Annotated in this window: 19 protein-coding genes; 2 read left to right on the forward strand and 17 right to left on the reverse strand. The window is 39.2% G+C overall.

Annotated elements, in window-relative coordinates; genetic code table 11:
* Window positions 1-16 precede the first annotated feature (16 nt).
* Window positions 17-844 (reverse strand): TrmB family transcriptional regulator, encoded by an 828-nt coding sequence (locus BW986_RS17860; RefSeq protein ID WP_076369277.1) that lies wholly within the window; start codon window positions 842-844, stop codon window positions 17-19.
* Window positions 845-981: 137 nt separating this feature from the next.
* Here BW986_RS17860 and BW986_RS17865 point away from each other — a divergent pair, with 137 nt between their 5' ends.
* Window positions 982-1,611, forward strand: coding sequence for a homoserine/threonine efflux transporter (locus BW986_RS17865; RefSeq protein WP_076369279.1), 630 nt, complete (start codon window positions 982-984; stop codon window positions 1,609-1,611).
* Between the two features lie 297 nt (window positions 1,612-1,908).
* Here BW986_RS17865 and BW986_RS17870 read toward each other — a convergent pair whose 3' ends face one another.
* Both BW986_RS17870 and BW986_RS17875 read right to left on the reverse strand, forming a co-directional pair.
* The gene (locus BW986_RS17870) at window positions 1,909-3,204 is read right to left on the reverse strand and encodes a (Fe-S)-binding protein (protein ID WP_076369900.1); all 1,296 of its coding nucleotides are present in this window, start codon (window positions 3,202-3,204) and stop codon (window positions 1,909-1,911) included.
* Between the two features lie 32 nt (window positions 3,205-3,236).
* On the reverse strand, window positions 3,237-4,643 hold the full coding sequence (locus tag BW986_RS17875; protein ID WP_076369281.1) for an FAD-binding oxidoreductase: 1,407 nt from the start codon (window positions 4,641-4,643) through the stop codon (window positions 3,237-3,239).
* 127 nt (window positions 4,644-4,770) lie between these two features.
* On the opposite strand from BW986_RS17875, the gene BW986_RS17880 reads away from it, so the two are divergent.
* Complete coding sequence (locus BW986_RS17880; RefSeq protein WP_076369283.1) at window positions 4,771-5,412, forward strand: hypothetical protein; 642 nt, start codon at window positions 4,771-4,773, stop codon at window positions 5,410-5,412.
* Window positions 5,413-5,453: 41 nt separating this feature from the next.
* On the opposite strand, the gene BW986_RS17885 is transcribed toward BW986_RS17880, so the two are convergent.
* From BW986_RS17885 to BW986_RS17950, 14 genes are all read right to left on the reverse strand, one after another.
* On the reverse strand, window positions 5,454-6,260 hold the full coding sequence (locus BW986_RS17885; RefSeq protein ID WP_142244692.1) for an ABC transporter permease: 807 nt from the start codon (window positions 6,258-6,260) through the stop codon (window positions 5,454-5,456).
* Window positions 6,260-7,204 (reverse strand): ABC transporter permease, encoded by a 945-nt coding sequence (locus BW986_RS17890; protein ID WP_076369287.1) that lies wholly within the window; start codon window positions 7,202-7,204, stop codon window positions 6,260-6,262. The genes BW986_RS17885 and BW986_RS17890 overlap by 1 nt, the downstream gene beginning before the upstream one ends.
* Entirely contained in the window at window positions 7,168-8,301 is a 1,134-nt protein-coding gene (locus BW986_RS17895) for an ABC transporter ATP-binding protein (RefSeq protein WP_076369902.1), read from the reverse strand. Before BW986_RS17895 ends, BW986_RS17890 begins: the two co-directional genes overlap by 37 nt.
* 46 nt (window positions 8,302-8,347) lie before the next feature.
* On the reverse strand, window positions 8,348-9,448 hold the full coding sequence (locus BW986_RS17900; protein WP_076369289.1) for an ABC transporter substrate-binding protein: 1,101 nt from the start codon (window positions 9,446-9,448) through the stop codon (window positions 8,348-8,350).
* 19 nt (window positions 9,449-9,467) lie between these two features.
* Window positions 9,468-10,475, reverse strand: coding sequence for a TAXI family TRAP transporter solute-binding subunit (locus BW986_RS17905; protein WP_076369291.1), 1,008 nt, complete (start codon window positions 10,473-10,475; stop codon window positions 9,468-9,470).
* Between the two features lie 162 nt (window positions 10,476-10,637).
* Entirely contained in the window at window positions 10,638-12,014 is a 1,377-nt protein-coding gene (locus BW986_RS17910) for a sigma-54-dependent transcriptional regulator (protein WP_179086108.1), read from the reverse strand.
* Window positions 12,015-12,038: 24 nt separating this feature from the next.
* On the reverse strand, window positions 12,039-13,982 hold the full coding sequence (locus tag BW986_RS17915; protein WP_076369293.1) for a transporter substrate-binding domain-containing protein: 1,944 nt from the start codon (window positions 13,980-13,982) through the stop codon (window positions 12,039-12,041).
* A gap of 1,381 nt (window positions 13,983-15,363) precedes the next feature.
* On the reverse strand, window positions 15,364-15,957 hold the full coding sequence (locus BW986_RS17925; protein WP_076369297.1) for a YdeI/OmpD-associated family protein: 594 nt from the start codon (window positions 15,955-15,957) through the stop codon (window positions 15,364-15,366).
* Between the two features lie 82 nt (window positions 15,958-16,039).
* Complete coding sequence (locus BW986_RS30790; protein WP_260320891.1) at window positions 16,040-16,432, reverse strand: SRPBCC family protein; 393 nt, start codon at window positions 16,430-16,432, stop codon at window positions 16,040-16,042.
* Window positions 16,433-16,759, reverse strand: a complete 327-nt coding sequence (locus tag BW986_RS30795; protein WP_260320892.1) for an ArsR/SmtB family transcription factor — start codon at window positions 16,757-16,759, stop codon at window positions 16,433-16,435.
* Between the two features lie 873 nt (window positions 16,760-17,632).
* Window positions 17,633-18,100: a hypothetical protein gene (locus BW986_RS17935; RefSeq protein ID WP_076369299.1), complete on the reverse strand. Its 468-nt coding sequence runs from the start codon at window positions 18,098-18,100 to the stop codon at window positions 17,633-17,635.
* A gap of 298 nt (window positions 18,101-18,398) precedes the next feature.
* Window positions 18,399-18,719, reverse strand: coding sequence for a hypothetical protein (locus BW986_RS17940; RefSeq protein WP_076369301.1), 321 nt, complete (start codon window positions 18,717-18,719; stop codon window positions 18,399-18,401).
* 352 nt (window positions 18,720-19,071) lie between these two features.
* Window positions 19,072-19,497: an OsmC family protein gene (locus tag BW986_RS17945; RefSeq protein ID WP_076369303.1), complete on the reverse strand. Its 426-nt coding sequence runs from the start codon at window positions 19,495-19,497 to the stop codon at window positions 19,072-19,074.
* Window positions 19,498-20,161: 664 nt separating this feature from the next.
* Window positions 20,162-21,781, reverse strand: a complete 1,620-nt coding sequence (locus BW986_RS17950) for a family 14 glycosylhydrolase (RefSeq protein WP_076369305.1) — start codon at window positions 21,779-21,781, stop codon at window positions 20,162-20,164.
* Window positions 21,782-21,938 lie beyond the last annotated feature (157 nt).

Consider the following 21,938-nt stretch of genomic DNA (forward strand, 5'->3'; position numbering starts at 1 on the left):
CCATAATGGCACAAATCTAGTCCACGTAATGTTTTTTATAATCTGGATGGATAGAAAATTTTTTACGTAAATTGGCGAGGTTTACACCAAAGCTTTCTTCCAATAGTTCTCTATGTTTCCCCATGATTTCCATGAGATATAAATCATGGATCATGACTTCTGTAATGGGCATTACCAAACCTACATGCATGGTCCAAGCTGCACGGCTATCTTTACCAAGTGAGACAATACCTGCTACTACTTCTGAATCATCTCCACTAATAACAAGCCATCGCCCACCATACTCTTCTGTAATTTCATGACCCATATAATGGAGGTAAACATTAGCAAAATCACAGACGATTTCCCCATAGGCAATAATTGTTACATTGACGCCTTTATTTGCAGCCTGTCTTAGTTCAGACTCTAATTCTTCGAATTCGTCTTCCCAAATCTCTAAGAGTATTCTTTTTTTTGCAGATAATATACAAGCTTTTACCTTATCGAGTATTTCATTGCGTCCCATGATATTCCAGATGTTTTCGCGATCATTTGCAGAACGTTCAAACTCCGCTAATGATTTTTCTGCCAGTTCAAAATTTTCTTCTGCTTTCATGCGGCGGTTTTTTATTAGCTCCCTTGCAGGAACGGGAGTATACTGTGGTGTGTTTCCAGGACTAACCAGAATATCTCCTCGCATTGCGAGACTGTCCAGAATTTCATAAATTCTTGAACGTGGTACACCGGAGTTTTTTGCAACTGCATAGCCAGTTAATGGTGATTCTTCCAATAAGGCAAGATATGCTTTCGCTTCATATTCGGTAAAATTTAGATTTTTTAATGTTTCTAAAATGTTTTCTTTCATAAACCCTCCACACAACCATAGTCGCTACCTTTGTAACTAATATTTTAGCAAAATCTGTTGACGATTTCCATTTTCATCTAATATACTTACACAAGTAGTTACTTTAGTAGCCACTATTGAAGGAAAGGGGAAATAGTATGGATAGCTTACTTACATATATATCAATAGTTGCAATGATGGTTATTATACCCGGAGCTGATACAATGCTCTTAGTGAAAAACACGCTAAGCTTTGGTCCTAAAGCTGGACGCTATACCGTTCTCGGAATGGCAACGGGACTTTCTTTTTGGACGCTTATTGCTATTCTTGGACTATCTGTTGTCATTGCAAAGTCCGTGATTCTGTTCAGTACAATCAAATATTTGGGAGCCGCCTACTTAATTTATCTAGGGATAAAAAGTTTTTTTGCTAAAAGCGTTTTTTCCTTAAAAGAAATTCAAGCACAAGCAAATACACCTACAAAGTATTCAAGCCGGCATAATAAAGATTCCTTTATGCAAGCATTACTTAATAATATTCTTAATCCAAAGACCGTTTTAGTTTATATAACAATCATGCCTCAATTTATCAATTTGAACGGAAATGTAAACAAGCAATTGATTATATTAGCCTTCATCTTAACCTTACTCGCTGTATTGTGGTTTCTTTTTCTGGTTTTTCTCATTGATTACGCAAAAAAATGGATGAACAACTCCAAATTCCAGAAAGCATTCCAAAAATCAACTGGCTTAATTTTAATAGGTTTTGGCATAAAAACAGGAATATAAGTTCCTTTACTAACTCATCAATTTTGATTCGTCCGTTCAGAAAATTGAACGGTTTTTTTTCATATGTTTTAACTTACAATTAACATACTGTCCTTGGCATAAACGCCTGTGGGGTCTCACCCTGTCCAGCTGCTCCCGCAGGAGTCTCGAACTTGCGCTCCAATCAACCTTAAATCGTTTCGTTTTAAAAACAACAATCTTTACGAAAAGAGCCAAAATAAAAAACCCGTCAGTATCTTCACATAAATGCGAAAATGCTGACGGGTAATGCTTTATGGAGTTTCAATATCCTTTTTATCAATCCAAGCCGCAAGCCTTGGCAAGTATTTCAACAAGGTGCATACTTTTCATTTCGTTTGCCGCTCCCTCCCTTTGGATGCCAATGCTCATTTGCATTTGGCATCCAGGGTTAACCGTAACTATTGTTGTTGCTTTCGTTTCTTTAAGGTTCTTCATTTTCCCTTCAAGAATTTTCATGGATTCATCAAAGTGGAGAAGATTGTAAATGCCTCCAGATGCGCAACAGCGGTCAAACCCTTCCATTTCAACATATGAAATACCTGGTATGGATTGCAATAATAAACGAGGTTCCATTTGGACCTTTTGAACATTGCGTAAATGACATGAATCTTGATAGGAAACGATGCCTTGCCATTCTTCAGTAAAGGGGAGTGGCCCCAATTGATGAAGAATTTGACTGATATCTTTTGATTTTTCCGAGAAAGCCCTTGCCGCCCCAGCCCATTCGTGATCATCTGCCAATAAATGTCCATATTCAAGAAGCGAAGCGCCGCAGCCTCCTGCGTTATTTACAATTACATCAGCATCTGATTGCATGAAGGCTTGGATATTCCTCTTTGCCAATTCTTTTGCTTGTTTTGTTTCACCTTGATGGGAATGCAGTGCACCGCAGCAATTCTGATTTTCAGGGAGAATGACCTCACAACCTGCTAAGGTGAGCAGCTCAATGGTAAGACGATTTATTCGTGACATCATGGAATCCATGATACACCCAGCAAAAAACGCCACTTTTAATTTCGTTTCCCCTTTTGCCGGCATTATCGTACCTGTCCGGATTCGTTTCGAGGACGACTCGATGGCTGGAAGTGCTTGTTCTAAATGTGCAAGGGCCGGGGAAACCTTTTGCAGTACATTCGATGAACGGATAAGCTTGGACAATCCTGTTTTTTGATAGAATTGCACTGCTCTTCCAATCCTGTTCATCCGTTTTGGATATGGAAAAAGATGAACCAATGCCAGTTTTTTGATCTTGTTCATTTTATTTTTTTGGTTGGATGACGGGGAGTTTTCAATGGCTTCTTTTGCCGCTTCCAGTATATGTCCGTATGGCACACCGACAGGACATGCGGTTTCACAAGCACGGCAGCCTAAACATAGGTCGATCGGTTCAGCTAAATCTTTTTGGAAATCTATTTTCCCTTCGGCTGCCATTTTCACTAGATTGATTCGACCGCGTGGAGAGGCGGATTCCACGCCCAATGATTCATATGTAGGGCATGCTGGTAAACAGTAACCGCATTTTACGCATTGGTTTGTCCAATCATAGGCATCGGAATATAAATTATGGGCCATTGCATTTGTCTCGTTCGGTTTGAGGGGTAGATTCATGTCACCAACACGACCCTAGTCTGGCCTTTATCAGGAAAAATCTTTCCTGGATTCAGGATATTATTGGGGTCCCATGCTTCTTTAATTTTTTTCATCATATTCACCCCTGTTATTCCTAATTCCATTTCCATATATGGTGACTTTAAAGTACCGATACCATGTTCCCCAGAAAGTGTTCCGCCTAGTTCGATTGCGGCTTCAAAAATTTCACTGACTGCAAGCTCCACTTTTTTCATTTCCGTAATATTTCGTTTATCGGTAATGATGTTCGGATGTAAATTGCCATCCCCTGCATGGCCGAATACAACCAAGTTCAACTCGTATTTCTCCCGGATATTGTTTAATCTCTCCATCATCGCCGGTATTTGACTGCGTGGAACGGTCGCGTCTTCAGAAATTTTTGTAGGACCCATTTGTGTAATGGCCGGGGAAACAGATTTACGCGCACTCCAAATAGTTTGGCGTTCTTCCTCGGTCTCCGCTATCTTGACGTAGGAAGCCCCCTCCGCCTTGCATATATCGGCGCATTTATTGATTTCTTCCTCAATCGCCAATGGGTGACCATCTATTTCTATGATCAGAATGGCTTCTGCCTGTAGAGGCAATCCTGAAGGCCGATAGCTTTCGACAGCACGGATACACGCGTTATCCATCAGTTCCAGGGCAGATGGTAGAATCCCTGACGATAAAATACTGGTAATGGCATGGCCAGAATCTATCAAATGATTGAAGTGGGCGACAAAAGTTTGTTTAGATTGAGGTTTTGGTATTAAGCGGATGATTGCCTCAGTAACGATGCCCAGGGTACCTTCCGATCCTACGATCAATCGGGTCAAATCATACCCTGTTACATTTTTTACGGTCTTTCCGCCAGTACGAATGATTTCTCCCGTCGGGGTGACCACCTCCAGGCCTATCACATATTCTTTTGTCGTTCCGTATTTCAATCCCTTTGGGCCGCTGGAGTTTTCTAATAGATTCCCGCCTATAGTGGCAACATTGGAACTGCTTGGATCCGGCGGATAAAACAAGCCGGCTTCTTCAGCCTTTTTATGGATATTTGCCGTAATCACACCTGGAGAGACAATGGCAAGCATATTTTCCCGATCAATGATCAATTTATCCCGTAAAAGGGTCATATCAATAACCATCCCTCCTTTAACAGGTAATGGGCCTCCACTTAGCGAAGTTCCAGATCCCCTTGGGTAAACTGGTATTTTGTGAGTATTGGCCAATTTAATCACTTCACTGATTTCCTCTGCATTTTTTGGCTGTATAACGATTTCAGGTAAATATTCCCCAAAAGAAGCGTCATAGCTATAACAATACCTTTCTGCCAAATCAAGGAACATTCTGTCATCTGGAATTATCTGCCTAAGATCGTCCAGGGCTTCTTTCTCCATGCTTCTCACTTCCTTTCTTAATACTAAATTGGAAAAGAACTATTTGTATGTAATATAATGGTTGTATGTAATATAATGGCATTTTATGATTCTGCTAGATATTGATGAAAGAAAAAGGAGGATTTTTTTGAAAATCGCACTGATTCACGCAACCACAACTGCTCTACAACCAATTGAAGTGGCCTTTCAGACTGTTGCTCCAAATATTGAACTCCTTCATTTCATGGACACAGGTCTTCTCGCCTTGATGGAAAAGAGCGGCAAGTTGACTCCGGAAATCATCCGCCGCTTTTCTGCATTAGTGAATATAGCCTATGATTCTGATGTTTCATGCATCCAACTTACTTGCTCAGCTTTTAATGACATCACTTCAATCCTACAACCTCTATACCCTGTAAAGTTATTTCGTTCAGATGAAGCGATGCTTGATGAAGCGCTTCGCTATGCTAGCATCGGCCTGGTTTCAACCGTAAAAGAAACGCCGATCGCCCTTCAAAATTACTTATTAAATAAGAATCCTGACTGTATGATCGAATCATTGGTGGATCCCGGGATCATCCATTTATTATCAAAAGGAAAAAGAAAGGAACATGACGATCGGGTAAAAAAGATGGTGGAACAATTGGATGGAAAGACAGAAGTGATTTTGCTTTCACAATATAGTATGGAACATATTGCAAAGCAGGTTAACCCCTCTGTCCCTGTCCTGACGGCTCCACTATTGGCTGCTAAAAGGTGTTTGGCTCATTTGAATGAAACGTTTGGATGAGTTTTCTTCGTAAAATCAGAACTTAGCCAGCATGATCGTGTTTAACCGTTAGTATGATGGGAACCACCAAAAACTTTCCCGACACCTTGAATTTTTTCAAGTATAACGATAAGAAGGACTGATATGAATATAACCACGCTTGATACGGATGCGACGATTGGATTGTAGGCATCCTGCATTTGCGAGAATATTTCGATCGGCAGCGTTCGCATTTCCGGTGATACCATAAAGAGAGAGACCGTTACATTATCAAATGATGTCAAAAATGCGAATAATCCCCCTGAGATGGCCGCGGATCCAATTAGCGGCAGTGTCACTTTCATGAATACTGTTAGCGGATTCGCTCCAAGAATGGCCGCGGCCCGTTCGAGATTATAATCAAATCCACTTAAACCGGTTAATACGAGCCGCATAACATATGGTATGCAAATGACGATATGGGCAATTAAAAATCCTGTAGACGTACCGGCAAGCATCATTGGTGTAAAGTACATTAAAAGTGCAATCCCCAAGACTAATTGCGGAACACTTAGTGGTGAAGTTAAAAGGGCCGTAATATACGATTTTCCAGGTATATCATACTTTGCGATGCCAAGGGCACCCAAAGTTCCGAATATGACGGAGAAAAGGGCAGCTAATGCTGCGAACTTCGCACTGTTCAAAAAGGCTTCCAAAAATTCAGGACGCTCCAAGATCTTGGAATACCATTGCAGTGAAAAGCCTTCAGCCGGAAAACTTGGATAATTGGCACTTGTAAAAGAAGCGGGTATAACGACAATGAGCGGTATCAAGATATAGATAATTGCCAACACGGCTACGGCAATCCGAAGGCCGCCAAACGTTTTCATCATCTGAATACCTCCTTGAATTTCCCTTTTTCAAACACCCTGGTAAAGACGGCCACTGATATGACAGTGGTTGCTAATAGAATATAAGAAAGAGCAGATCCGAATGTCCAATGCAGCAAGTTATTAATTTGATCATAGATGACAACAGGCATCACCGGCACATTGGCTCCCCCCATTAGTGCAGGCGTAACATAAGCGCTCATCGATAAACTGAATACAAGAATGCAGCCAGATACGATACCAGGGATACTTAACGGCAATGTAATCGAAAAGAACCTTCTGAATGGGCTTGCCCCAAGTATTGCTCCTGCCTTATCCAGAGAAGGATCAATATTATATAAACTGGCAACGATGGATAAGATCATGAAAGGAAGATATGCATTGGATAGCCCAATCACAACCCCGATTTCCGAAAACAATAGTTTCAATGGTGCATCTATTATGCCAAGGGCCATCAAGGTTTGATTAATCGTTCCGTTAGGCAATAGCAAAAGGTACCAGCCAAAATTACGGACAACTATACTTACCAAGAGCGGTGACACGATCAAGAGAGTGATATACCCTCTAATCCGTGCTGAACTTTTGGCCATCGTCAAAGCTACCGGATATCCAAGAACTAAAGCAACCAAGACCGAATATAAACTGATTTTCACTGTCAGCCATAAAGAAGATAAGTAATAGCTATCGGTAAATAATTGTGTATAGTTTTTTAGGCTATAAACTGCTTCCGCTCCTCCAAGATTATCTGTTGATATGAAGCTTAAATATAAAATGTATAACATCGGTATGACAAAGAAACCAAATATGAAAAGCAGAATCGGCGTTAAAAGGAGTAATCCCGGAACCCAGACTTTCCTCTTCTTGATTTTAGGTTCCTTTTGCGGTTCAATAGGATTCGTCTTCTGTTCTATTTCTTGACTAGCATAACTTCTGATGGGCTCCATCCAATCAACACCTCACTTCCATTTTGCCATGATGCATCGAAGGCGGAAGTCAATACTTGAATACTTTTCCCATGTAATAGAACATTGATTTCCCAAGAGGTACCAAGATAGTTTATTTGGCTGATCTTAGCATGTTGGTAATCCAATGGAGAGGTGGATTTTTCATCAAGTGAAACAATTTGCAGTTTTTCCGGTCTAATATAAAGCTTCACCTCATCACCGGTTTTCAAATCACTATCATTTCCCATGATGTTGTTTGCATCGACATGAGTGATATCAGGCCCTATCTTGACTGAAACTTTCCGCTTATCCACAGCGGACACAGTCCCTTCAAAACAATTCGATTTTCCGATGAATTGAAACACGAATTCAGTCTTGGGATGATTGTAAATCTCAGTCGGAGTACTGATTTGTTCAATTTTCCCTGCATTCATGACCACGACTCGATCAGACATGGAAAGAGCCTCTTCTTGATCATGGGTCACAAAAATGGTCGTTACGCCAATTTCCTTTTGTAAGCGCTTTATCTCGGCCCTGAGTTCATGGCGCAACTTTGCATCTAGGTTTGAAAGAGGTTCGTCAAGCAAAAGGAGCTCCGGTTCAACTACAAGTGCTCTGGAAATCGCAACACGCTGACGCTGACCTCCTGATAATTCCCTTGGGTAACGATTCTCCAATCCTGACATTTTCACTAATTCAAGCGCTTTACTTATCTTCTTTTTTTGCTCAGCTTTACTAACTTTGCGCAGTTTCAAGCCAAAACTGAGATTTTCATAGACTGTCATATGAGGAAAAAGCGAATAAGTTTGAAAAACCATTCCTAAATCTCGTTTATAAGGCGGAACCTTCGTAACATTATTGCCTTTAATATGGACCTCACCCCGGTCAGCATCGAGGAACCCTGCAATTAGGTTCAAGGTTGTGGACTTTCCGCACCCTGAAGGCCCAAGAAGAGTAAGTAACTCTCCTTGTTTCACCTCCAGATCAATGCCATTCAGGACAACATTCGTTCCAAATTGTTTAAACGCGCCTTTTATCTCTACATCATTTTTGTTTGACCCAAACCCCTGAACTGCCTCCAGGTGTTGCCTATTCATTTCCACATCTTTTTTTAATAATTCCATGTGATCAACACGCTCCTTTTTATTTGAGTTTTTTCCCTAATTCAGGAGTAACCTCTTTCGCCCATCTGTCTGACACCTCTGCGCGGATTTCGGCAAACTTGGCGAAATCAGGTTTGAATGTTTTATCACTTGCTTTAAGGCCGATTGACTCTTCATATTTCTCTGGAATTTTCATTCCTTCTACAGTTGGATAAAATCCTTTTTCGGAAATTAAAGCTTGCGCTTCTTCACTGATTACATAGTTGATGAATTCAAGGGCTTCTTTGCTATTTGGCGTATTTTTCACGAGACCAGCACTAAAAGCTTGAAGCGGTACACCTTCTTTAGGTACTGCCATCTTAATGGGAATACCTGAAACGGCTAGTTCACCAATGGAGTAACTTCCCATGACCGTTACGTCAGCAGCTCCTTGTTGGACAGCTGGCATCATTTGCGTTGAGTTTTTATAAAAGGTATTGGAATAAGCTGCAAGATCTTTCGCTTTTTCAAGACCTGGTTCCATATCTTCCGTACTGCCGCCGTTTGAAATCGCCAGACCATTAAGGGTATTGAAACCCCAGTCATTCGTAATATCTGAAAATGCCGTTTTACCTTCGTAATCAGGTGATACAAGATCATTCCAAGATTCAATTGGTTTTAACCCATTCTTTTTAAAGGTTTCCGTATTATAGGCTGGTGCAATGACTAAACCGAATGCTGGCGCGGCAGCCTTTTCAACCGGAATGAAACGTGGATCCACCGATTTCATATTGGGAACATTGGACTCATCAATTGGTACGATCAGTTCCTTCTCCTTAGCGCGAATTACATCAACCGGTACAAAAAGGGCAACATCTATTTGCGGAGCGTTCTTCTGTAATTCCACTTTGGATAGAATTTCACCTGATAAACCGGAAATATAATTAACAGTGATTCCCGTTTCTTCTTTGAACTTTGGTGCGATTACATCCCTGATGGCACTTTCAATGACACCGCCATTACCGGCAATAGTTATTTTTTTCTCTCCTTTTTCACCCGCACTCGTTTGGACGGATTCCCCCGGTTTTTGCGGAGTGGGATTACCACATCCCGCAAGAGCGATCAATACTATTATTGATAAAAGACTCAGCAGTTTTTTCATAGTCATTACCTCCCGTTTTTCAATGATCTCCAATAATTCCTTGTTCGTTAAAATAATTCATGGCCCCTGGATGAAAATCAAGGGGAACTTGTTTAGTTGCTTCATTTATTGAAATATCAGAAGCAGCTGGATGTGTATGCTGTAGTTCAGGCAGATGTTCATATAATGTTTTCACAAGGTTGTATGCATGAGGATCAGACATTTCCTTGTAGGTCACCAGGACATTTTTAATTGAAATCGTTTGGACATTTTTTTTCATTCCCCCGTATGTATCTCTGGGAATTTCATCATGAGTATAAACTCCATATTGTTTTTGAAGACCTTCAATGATGTCTCCCGGAATTGGAATAAAAGATAGTTCGGTCTGCTTGGATATGAAAGCGATTTCATTATTCGGAATTCCCGAAGAAAAGAAAGCTGCATCAATGGTACCATTTCGTAATGCTTCTGCAGATTGAGAAAAAGAAAGATAGGATAAATTCAATTGATCAGTCGGTAAATCAGATTCTAACAGTATCCGCTCTGCAATAAGCCTTGTACCGCTTCCTGCCGTTCCCACACTAATGCGTTTACCAACTAAATCTTCCAAGGAATCAATATCATTTTGTTTAGTAGTAACAATTTGTACATAATTGGAATATAGGGCCGTTAAAGCTCTTAACTTGGATTTATCCGTTTCAGGCAAATCCAGTACATCCACTGTGGTAAAACCAATTTCTGCACGATGGCGGCTAACCAATTCAGTATTTTCGATGGAAGCATGTGTTACCTGGGTACCTGACACAGTCCCATTATATTTTTCATACATATTTGATAATCTTTGTCCTAATGAAAAATAAACACCTGTCATATCTCCAGTTCCAATGATTAGCATCCTATTATTTAAATCCTGTCCTTCAGAAGTTAGTTGACTCTGAATCAAGGTAGTAGCAGGTTTAGATATTTCCTGCTGCTCATTCATAAAAGAACATCCTGTCATGAAACAAAATAACAAAGCGACTTTTATAAAGAGTGCTCCATTCTTCATCGTGGCCCTCCTTTCTTAATGTATTTAGATGCAAATACCATGCCAAGTCGATTTTCTGCTTTAAAACGCAAATCCTGCCGATTTATTGAATGATATAACAGTATAAATCGGCAATTTTTGCCGGTTATCCAGAAAAAAATGCCGATTAACACGATGAGCCTTTTATTCTCCTTTTGAAATGAGCTTGATTTTATCACGAAGGCTTCTTTCAGAAATTTTTAAGATTTGAGCTGTTTTTTGCCGATGGTTTTTACAGTATTGAAGTGTGGCCGTTATGACTTTTTCTTCTATCTCTTTCATGGATATGCCAATAGGGATTTTGAAACTATTAAGATCCTCGTCATTGCCATCCGGCTGGAGAATGAACTTCTGTTCTTGAACATATTGCGGCAAGTCGGTATCCTCCATTTTTTTCGAGTTTGATAGGGCGACAGCATATTCTATGATGTTACCAAGCTCACGGACATTCCCAGGGTAATGATAATCCAGTAATATCCGGCGTGCGGCTGCCGAGAACACCTTATCTTCACGATTCATATCCTTAGCGTGCTTTTTTATAAAATAATCCATAAGGATCGGTAAATCTTCTTTTCTATCTCTTAAAGGCGGCATCGAGATGGGAATGACATTTAGCCTGAAATACAAATCCTCCCTAAAATCCCCTTCCATCACCATTTGTTCCAGGTTTTTATTGGCTGCACTTATAATACGGACATCCAAGGAGATTTTTGCATTGGACCCCAGAGGCGTCACTTCCCGTTCCTGCAACACTCGTAATAATTTGGCCTGAAGAGGAAGGGGCATTTCACTAATCTCATCGAGAAAAAGGATGCCTCCATTAGCAGCAACGAATTTCCCTTCCTTCCTCTGTGTTGCACCGGAAAATGCCCCCTTCTCATAACCGAACAACTCAGATTCCAGTAGCATCTCAGGAATTGCAGCACAATTGACAATCTGCATTGGATTGTTTTTCCTTCTTCCTAGCGTATGGATGTTTCGGGCTACAAGCTCCTTGCCAGTACCACTTTCACCCGTGATAAGAACACTGGAATCAATATCTTTCACTCTTTCGATCATTGAGAAAATACGCTGCATCGCCTTGCTGTTACCAAGGAAGTTACCAAACCCCTTTTGAATCTCCAATTCTTCGTGTAATGTCTCCAATTGATTGGACATCTGTTTGAATTCGGCTGCCCTCATCAAGAGCAAAGAAAGTTCCTCAATATTAATTGGCTTTTCAATATAGTAGTAGGCCCCCTTTTTTATGGCCTCGATGGAAGTTTCAATAGATGAATAGGCAGTCATCATGATGACTGTTACGTTAGGTGCTATTTGTTTGATTTTCTGCAGGACATCAAGTCCACTTTTATTTCCTATTCTCAAATCAAGTAATACAATATCAAAAGGCTGATTGTCGATCTTCCGGAGCCCCTCATCCGGGTCAGTGGTTGTCACGACCTGATAAGAATCTTCCAACGCAAAGCTAAGAGCAGTGCAAATAGCAGGTTCATCATCAATTACCAATACACGCATTTTCATATTACTCCTCCTCTTTCCAGGCTTCTATTCGATATATAATGGTAGTGAAATGGTGAATTTCGTACCTGAATTAGGATAACTTTTCACATGGATATCTCCGTTATTTTCTTTAATTAACCTATACGATAACGTTAGTCCCAAACCGACGCCCTTTTCTTTATTTGTGAAAAAGGGCTCGAAAATATGGTTCAGTTCCCCCTGTTTCATCCCTTTTCCCGTATCGGATATGGTAATCCGCCCTGTCTTTTCGTTCTCTTTATCAATGGTGATTTTAATGGTCTTTTCATTTGTGTCTTCAACGGCATGAATTGAATTCAACACCAAGTTAAGAAGTACTTGCTGAATTTGTTGTAAATCTATATAAAAAATAAGGTCCTCCTCAATCGTCTGCTCGAAATTTATTTGTTTTTTTTCCATTGTCACCTTATGAAAAGCAAGTAATGATATAAGTTCATGAGCGTGGCAATTTGTAATATTTGGCGGACGCGGACGTGCATATTCAATTAAATCGGTAACAATCGCATTCAAACGGTTAACTTCAGTAGGCAAGTGTTCCATTAGAACTTGTCGGAATTGAGGATTATCATATTTACTCGGAAGTAAATCAATGAATGTTTTAATCGCTGTCAAAGGATTCCTTATTTCATGTGCGACACCTGCAACCAGTTGACCAAGAGCGTGCAGCTTCTCTTGTGTGACCAATTTTTTCTCCAATGTTTTCTTTTCCGTCTCATCATTCAGGGAAAGTAGGTATCCAGTTTGTATATTTTCAGAATTGAACATCTTATGCATCGAATATGAAATCACCTTCTGTTCATTTTCATCATCAAATACCAGGATCCGAAAAGAGCCCGTACGATTATTCTCATTTCGTTCTTGATTAAAAGCCCCGAAATTCCTCATTAATTGCGAATGATTCATAAAATTCAGAATCATTTCCTTGGAAATGTTAAGAATGTCTGATGCCTTTGCATTGCAGCTGGTAATCATGAAATCGAGATCGAATGTAATGATTCCATTATTGGTATTGTTTAAGATTTGATCTTTGAACGCTTCAGCATTAACAATGTTTTGCCTTTGTTCCTCTAAATCCTTATTTAATAAATGTAATTTCAACGTCTGGTTATGAACGGATTTTTTTAGCTTTTGATTCCATATGTAAATGATTAGAAGGACAAGGGCCACGGCAGTTAGGATTATGATCAACCAGAATATGAATTGCTCCAGCCTGGCAATTTTTTGATTGGATTGTGGCATGACCCATTTATCGATTATCCCATTGATATTTCGGTTGGCTTTAAGTTCTGTGAGTGTATTATCCATCATGAAAAGAAGCGATTGATTCCCTTTTTTCACTGCAATCGTATAATCCGCTGGCTCAATGACTTCATCGAGAATGATATAATTCTTTTCTTGGCGGAACTTTTTCAAATAGAAATCTGCAGTCCATTTGTTTCCGATGAATACATCTGCACGGTTGTTCAATAATGTTAAAATACCCGAGTATTGATTCGAAACGGTCGTTAAATTTGTATTCCTCATATTTAGAAATGTGCTGATTACTTGAGTGGTTTGGTCAAGGACAACATGTGAATCACGTAGATCCGTTAACGTATGAATATCCTGTTTCCTTTTACTTGGAATGATTATGGATTGGGACATTGTAAAATAGGATTGAGTGAAATCAAGTTGGTTATCTTTTTCGGTATTATAGGTACTTCCAACAATAGCATCAATTGTTCCATTACTTAAAGCTTTTTCGGCTTCTTCCATCCTCATCGGAATATATTTGAAATCCACGCCATTATATTTTGCTATTTCCTCCATTAAATCAATATTGATGCCTGTCAGTTCACCAGCTTCATTTTCAAATGAAAATGGAGGAAGAGCACTTTCCCCAGCAATTATAAATGTTTTTTGTTCAGCAAAAACAGCGGGAGACCAAAACGTTTGAACAACGACTATCAAGCAAAATATACTTATTAAAAACAGCTGCTTTTTAATTAAGAGCCCTCCTTCTGTGTCAAAATCCTTGCAGTCAGTGTTTCTCGGCTAAAAACACCATGATAATATATTTCTCCAGTCAGGACTTGAACCCTTTAAAATGTAAAGAATTCTTATTATAATCTGACACAATCTAACAATAACCTACAAAAAGTGTGTGTGTTTCTGAAAGCATAACCTGTCCTAACCTAGTTAAGGTGCAGGAGCAAAATTAAAGTAGAAGAAGAGCCAATTGATTTCAGAAATCCAATAAGGATTACAGTAAAAAACATGAAGGATAATCTAGTCTTGTTTTTTAGACAAATTCGAAAAAATCGCGTTTGCCTGCAGTTTTTTTCTTAAAAAAGATCCAGTTGATTTCAGAAATCCGCTCCCTTTCCGCCGACTGTCTGCCGAGCCTCCTCGACGCAAGCGTCTGTAGGGTCTCGGCTAGCCAGTTATTCGGCAGGAGTGTCGCAAATTTCTTCAATCCAATAAGGATCACAGTAAAAAAAACATGAAGGATAATTTAGTCTTGTTTTTAGACAAATTCGAAGAAATCGCGTTTGCCTGCAGTTTTTTTCTTAAAAAAGATCCAGTTGATTTCAGAAATCCGCTCCCTTTCCGCCGACTGTCTGCCGAGCCTCCTCGACGCAAGCGTCTGTTGGGTCTCGGCTAGCCAGTTATTCGGCAGGAGTGTCGCAAATTTCTTCAATCCAATAAGGATCACAGTAAAAAAACATGAAGGATAATTTAGTCTTGTTTTTTAGACAAATTCGAAGAAATCGCGTTTGCCTGCAGTTTTTTTCTTAAAAAAATTCCATTTGATTGGAACGGGTACTCGAGAACCCTGCGGGAAAGGCGTGCCCAAGGGGGACAAAAAGGTGCATAGATCGCCCACGGAAAGCAAGTGCCTGGAGAGGAAATCATTTTAAAAATCCTCAATCTGTTTAATTATTTTTCTTTTCAAGGCTTTTTAACATTTGCCGTAACTCTTCATTTTCCTGAATCGAAATTCAAAAAAGCCCAATTTCTCAGTATTAAAATTGAGAAATTGGGCTTTTTGCTGCTCCATAAAAGCGCCCTATTATGAAATAACACATTATTTGTTGAAATCATTACTTAAACCTTTTTCAAGATAAGCACTCGTTAGTTCAAGAAAAGCGTACACTTTGTTGTGCAGTATTTTCTTTTGTTAGCTGCAACGAGTATGCCTGTTACACGGTTGTTTGCTTACACCCTGCGGATCTTTTTTTGTTTTTATTCATTTTTGGTTGAGTAGTTACTTGCAATCCATAAAAGAGGTCGATGAACATAAAGTGAGGTAATATCTTAAATTTGATTAATTTATTTTCTCAACGATATATTAATCTTTTAATCCCTTTCCATTGAGAATTTTCTGCATGCATTTTTCAACTCTTGACTCTCGAGTTTTGGATTGTTTGGGTTGAGAAAAATGAAGAATGTATGCTCTTTGCCGTCCCGGGGTCAATGCTTCGAAAGCAGTTTTCAAGGCAGGGATTTCATCGAATTTGTTATGAAGTTCTTCAGGAATTATGAATTCATCGTTCTTTTTAAAATTGACTTCCAAACCGGCTTTTTCAACTTCAATCGCTTCATGAATATAGGCTTTCAGAATGGCTTCCGTTGCAACAATCTCCTGAACATTGGTGAACCGAATTTGGCGCGCTCCCTGTACATTCTCCGTTTGTTGGATTAGAATCCCGTGGGCATCCTGTAACAAGGCACCTTTGTGAAACAGAAGCGCACAATATTCTTTAAATCCATGTATTAAAACTATGTTTTTTTTCTCAAACGTGTAACAAGGATGCATCCATTTAAATTCTTCGGTAAGGTCACAGTCAAGGACGATATTTCTCAACGTCTCATACTCTTCCTGCCACTTTTTAGCTTTACTTAAAAATTCATCAACCTTAGGATTCATTCTACTATTTGTCATCACGGAACACTCCTCTTTCCGAGCAGTTTGCTTTTTCTTATACATTAGCTAAATACTAAAAAACAGGGTCAGAGGTTTGGTCTTACAATTCCTCTAACAATTTATTAAGTTCATCGCCCATTTTCGGCCAACCATATTTCGCACCATTGAATGCTTGATCTTCTTTTTCAAATCCTGTTTGTTCGAGATTTAAGTAGGTTGTTCCATCCTCGTGCTTTAATGTCCATGTGACTGTAGTGTTTATCCCGCCACCTACCCAAGTGTAAGATAACTTATAAGGCTCCTCCACTTCAAGAACTTCGGAATCAATAATTAAATTCCACTGTTCATTCCGAAACTGAAATTTATGTCCGACGACAGGTTTAATATCATTAGCCATTACCCATCTCGCAAGAGTATTTGCATCCGTTAAGGCAAGCCATACCTTCTCGATCGGGCTCTTAAAATTAAAATCTTGTGATACTGTTAAATTCATTTATTGTTCCTCCTCTAATATTTGGTTTAAAAGTAACATTCTTTCACTCCAGAATCTCCTGTAAAACGATACCCAATCCTCAATTTCTCTCAACGGGGCAGCATTTAGCCGATAACGCGTTTCCCTGCCGACCTTTCTGCTGATTACGAGACCAGCCTCTTTAAGGATTGCCAAATGCTTTGAAACCGCAGTACGGCCCATTTCAAAATGTACGGTCAACTCATTGAGTGGCAATTCTTCCACGTCCGCCAACAAACGTAGCAATTTACGTCTTGTTGGGTCAGCGATGGCTACATAAATATCACGATCTTGACTTTTCTCGTTCAAAATCACCCCCCCCTTTTAATTGGACACCATTTAGTGTCTTTTATTATATGACACCAAATGGTGTCCTGTCAATTTTATTATTGACACACGGTATTTGTTTTATTCTCTTATCATCAAGTATTATGGTTCCTTCAAATTTGTTCACTAGATTATACTTCAAACTTTTTAAATCCCTTTACAACTGAACTGCCCCGTTAGTTAATGCATTTCTTCATAATGGTAGCATTCGATATTGGAAGTACATTACTCAAGCAGATATTGTGGTACTTGCTTTTTTATAGTAGGAAATCCAGAGGAATGGATGTTATTGAAAAATTATTGGAGGACCAAACTCTGCTTTCATATGTGGGTGAGTAAGAACGTAAAAAAAATAAGCAAACGACAGGCTGAAGGAATTGAAGTGGCAAAGAATAACGGCGTGAGATTCGGAAGACGTAAGTATGAATGAATTATGACTTCATTCAAGTATATGTAAATGGAAGTAATCGATAAGTTTTTACAAACCCTCCAAAAAAAGTTCCTGCTTGTTTTCAGAAATCAGCTTCATTTCGCAGACTGTCCCAAGCCTCTTCGTCGTAAACACCTGTAGGGGTCTCGGCTAGCCAGTTATTCGACAGCAGTGTCGCAAATATCTTCAATTCCTAGAAGGATTACAGGATAAGTTATTGAGGGTAACCTGGACTTGTTTTAAAATCATGCTTCGGGATGAGACCATTCCTACCCCCTATTGTCGACTAAAAGGTTTCTATCTAAATTTTTTAAACAAAGTTGATTGAATCGGGTGTACGAGACTCCTGCGGGAAAAGCGTGGCCAAGGGGGAATCTAAGGCGCAAAGAGTTCCGCGGGCGGGCTGCCCGCGGCATATCCTTATGTTAATCTATTTTTGAAATTTCAAGGTTTTTTAACATTTGCCGTAACGCTCCAAGGTGATAAGCCGAGTGGGCAATGGTCGCATTTACATTTGTCAGCCATTTTCCTAAATCGATTGTATCGATTTCTTCGAAAAGAGATTCATATTCATTATGTAATCCCTCCCTGATTTCCCCCCATTTCACCTCATCAACAGTAGCAATGGTCCAGCTTGCGTCCCAATCTTTTTCAAAGTCTGCACCACTGATCATTGTTCGGATCACCCATAAATAATACCGAATGTGGTCTGAGTGAGCAGCAATGGTTGATCCATTTATGGAACGTGAAGCATCTTCAGCGGTTAAACCATCAAGTGTCCCAAAAATCCCTGTATTCGGTCTTGATTCAGTATAATAGCTCCCATCATTTCCCGGTCCTTCAAACGTTTCTTTCAAAAGCGTTTTTATCGAACTTGTCAACGTCTCGCTCATCTCAATTCCCCCATGTGTTTTTATCGACTTCATTACTTAATAATACACTAAGACAAATTAATAATCGTTTATTATTTGTTAAATTAATCCAAAAATATCTCAGGTTTAATGAATTACCCGCTCAACTGGCATAAGATAATGGTTTCTATTACTTTCGAGTACAGTTAACAACCTTATATGGTATTGACGATGCTCTTAACGTGATGAAATAAATAAAAATACATTAAAAAGGCCATTCCTTAAATAAAAATGAATGGCCTTAATTATTTATCTGTCTGAAAATGCGAAGTCTAAAGTTTTAGTAGCTTTTCAAACGATCTTCCAGGGACACAATTCTAAACTTTAACTCTTGATTCGAGTCTAAGCCCCCTATTACAATTTGATTATCTTCCGTAATGGTGACACATCTGAAGGTTTCTTCTCCGTGGATCTTGATTTTTGTCTCCAATGTCGTTTCCATTTTTGCAAAAACTTGATCTGTGTATGTAAGCGGAAGAAGATCATCTAAACCTTCTTCGGGGCTGCCGAGCCACTTAAACATGAAATCTTTCAATGAATATTGTTCAATCATCGATAAATGATCTTTAAAAATTAATTTGTCTACTGTTATCTCTTTCAACTTAACCACTCCTCAATAGTATCTAAAGTTTATACGGATAAACTCCTAACATCAAGGGCATTCCAATGACAAACGATTACAGTTTGATTACTTGCTGACTAAATAAACCCTTTTCTTCCCGAAAATGGAGTTCTTTTACCTAGAAAACGTATTGTAGGATGATTTTTTCTAAAGAATACGGCTTGGATTAACAGATAGAGGTTTTATTTTCTGGGGTTTATAGATGATTATCCATGATACAAGGAATCATTTCAGTCGAAAACAGCCTCCCTTTGCTTAGAAAATGAAGGCTGTTATTCTTATATGGATGTAATACAGCTTTCTGTTAAATGATAGTCCCTTAACTAAAATATTATAAGTCTTGTTTTCCTTTAACCCCATTTATCGAATAGCTGATTTTAATGTTGGCATTTAATGAATGATATACTGAACAATACGTATTTTTGGATAATTGAATTGCACGGACCACTTTATCTTCAGGCAGATCACCCTCCAATAAATAGTGGATATGAAAATCGGTAAACCGCTTAGGGTGATTTTCTGATCGTGCCCCTTCTATTTCTATTTGAAAGGCCTTTGTTTCAAATCGCATTTTTTTTAAAATCATTACAATATCAATGCCTGTGCACCCGGCAAGAGAATGCAAAAGTAACTCAGTGGGTCTTGCTCCGCTATTTTTTCCTCCTACATCTTCGGCAGCATCCATCTTTATTTCATGTCCCGACGGAGTTGTGCCAGAAAAGGCCATTTCCCCTGTCCATGTAATCAATGTCTTCATTTATTTCAATTCCTCCCTATCTTGTTGTTTAGTTCAAAAATAGTCCACTTGTTTATTTAATGTAAGTACAGATCATTTAAGTCTTAAAATAATATTCCACCAAATATTGCGGTCATTACGCAAATCAACAGAAACTTGGTTTCAGGATTTGTAATATGATCCTAACTTGTGATGACTTTCCATTCCTTATATTCTTCCCACAAGTCCTACTTAGTTAGTCATGCTGTAAAATTTGAACTTTGATTACCTCTTCAGGCTTTAAAACCCTCGAAAAAACATTCCAAATGATTTCAGAAATCCGCTCCCATTCCACCGAGTGTCTGCCAATCCTCATCAAAGCAAACGTCTGTGGGGTCTCGGCTAGCCAGTTATTCGGCAGGAGTGTCTCAAATTTCTTAAATAGATTCAGGAATTCATGCATTTAAAGTAATAAAAAAACAGAAGGATATTAAGTTTACTTTTAGAATCATGGTTGTGAGAGCATTCCGAACATCCTATTATCGACAAAAGGGTTCCTATCTTAATTTTAATAAAAAATTGATTGGTACAAGTGTTGAGACACATGAGGGAAAAGAGCGTCCAAGGAGGACCCCGCCAGGCCGAAACGCCGAGGGCGGAAAGCAAGTTTTTGAACGATAATTTACTCATCGCCCTATATATCCATTTACCATGAAGTTTTATAGTTTCCTTCTCCATTTAAAGGAGTTTTATAACTATTATTTTCCCCATCTTGCCAAGTAATATTGCCATTTTCATCTTTCAGGACGAACTTGAATTCATAGAATCGATCTGCGGCTAAACGGAATGTTCCACTCCAGTTGCCTTCTGTGCTTTGAGTGAGTTTATATTCGTAATCTTCAGGATTCCATCTGCCGATTTCGCCTCTATCCCCAATTAAGTAAACTCCATGTGTGGGAGGTACATTTTCAACTGTGAATGTAACTGGAATCGACAAGCCTTCCAATTTATCAGCCATCATCCGGAACTCCTTTGTTGGATTTCCTTCATCGTCGAATAAATAGGACATCCTTAGCAAGGTAAATCCATCAAAATCATGGTTAAAAACCATTTCTGCTATATTGTCAAAGCCCCCTTCACTGTTGATCAGCGGCAGTGCGTTTTCCCCGTTTAATGAAATTCCTTTTTCATTAGCCAATGAGGCAATATGGGTAACCAACGTTTTAGGTGCGCTATAGGATGGTGCAGTATGTGCGTCTTGATCTCCCATTTCCAAACAGGTGAACGTGAGAGCCATATTCGATTTCTTAAACTGATTCAATAATTGGGAGTAGTTATAGTACCCTGCACTGTACTCTGCTGAATGCGGCAGTACTGGATCATTCATTTTCCAATGGACTCCTGAGATTTTAGCTCCAATTGGCACGCCAAATACTTCATCAAAATGTTTATGGGCGAATTTAGAGATTTTTGCAAGATGCTTTTCGAGTGCTCCTTGGTACCACTGCATAAAGTCGTATCCAAATTGTGTATCGATTGCTCCGCCCCTTGTGAAGAATTCATCCCCGTTTGCTGGAGGCTGTATCTCATTCCAGTTTTTATACGCTTTGCCCCAAGCAGCATTTAATTTTTTTATCGTTGAATATTTTTCTCTCATGGTAAGCCTGAAATCCCGTTTTGCTCCTTCTGTATAAGCTTGAAGCTGTCCCCTTTCGGGATAAGCCCAGCCATCAGCATTCTGGTATGAGGGATATCTAAGTTCCCCGGCAGGTCCTGCACTTAAATATATTTTAGCTATTAGCTCCTTTTGATCAGCAAAGTTATCTGCAAATGATTTGTACAATTCGTTGTATTGATCAGCCGTACCTTCCCACCAAGGAGCAAGTACTTCCTTATTCCAGAAACCACTTTCACTCTTGAATGCCATGTTCTCTAGAGTGTCTTTATTCCAGAGCCAACTCGGGATGGAATAGTTACAATCATCCCCCACATTACCGCCGCATTGATGTGTAGACAAAATGGGCACCCATTTTAAACCGGAAGCTTTCACTGTTTCCGCATATTTTTTATAATAGGACCAATCAAACTGATTATCTTTTTTACTCTCGACTAATCCCCACCAAATATCTGTCGTTATTGCATATACTCCATTTTCCTTCAACTGGGTCAGCTCTGCTTCAAATGCCTCCCAATCTGTTATTTCGCCCAATGGGGCCATCACATAAAGCTTGTAATCTGGTTTTACTTCTGCTATACCAGGTGAAGTACTCGATAAAGGAACAAAATACAGCATAAAAGTAAAAACGCCAACAGATAATTTGTTCATAAGAACGCCAACCTTTCCCCAATAACTTTATTCATTTGTTTATCATTGAAGTCGCTTTCATTCTTGTCGTTTTATAAAGGCACACCTTTACTGGAAATTATATTTGCTTTGGAAAAATTTATCAATTATTTCGTCATGGTAATTTAGTTCATATCTC

Source organism: Peribacillus simplex (assembly GCF_900156045.1).
GTDB classification, from domain to species: domain Bacteria; phylum Bacillota; class Bacilli; order Bacillales; family DSM-1321; genus Peribacillus; species Peribacillus simplex_D.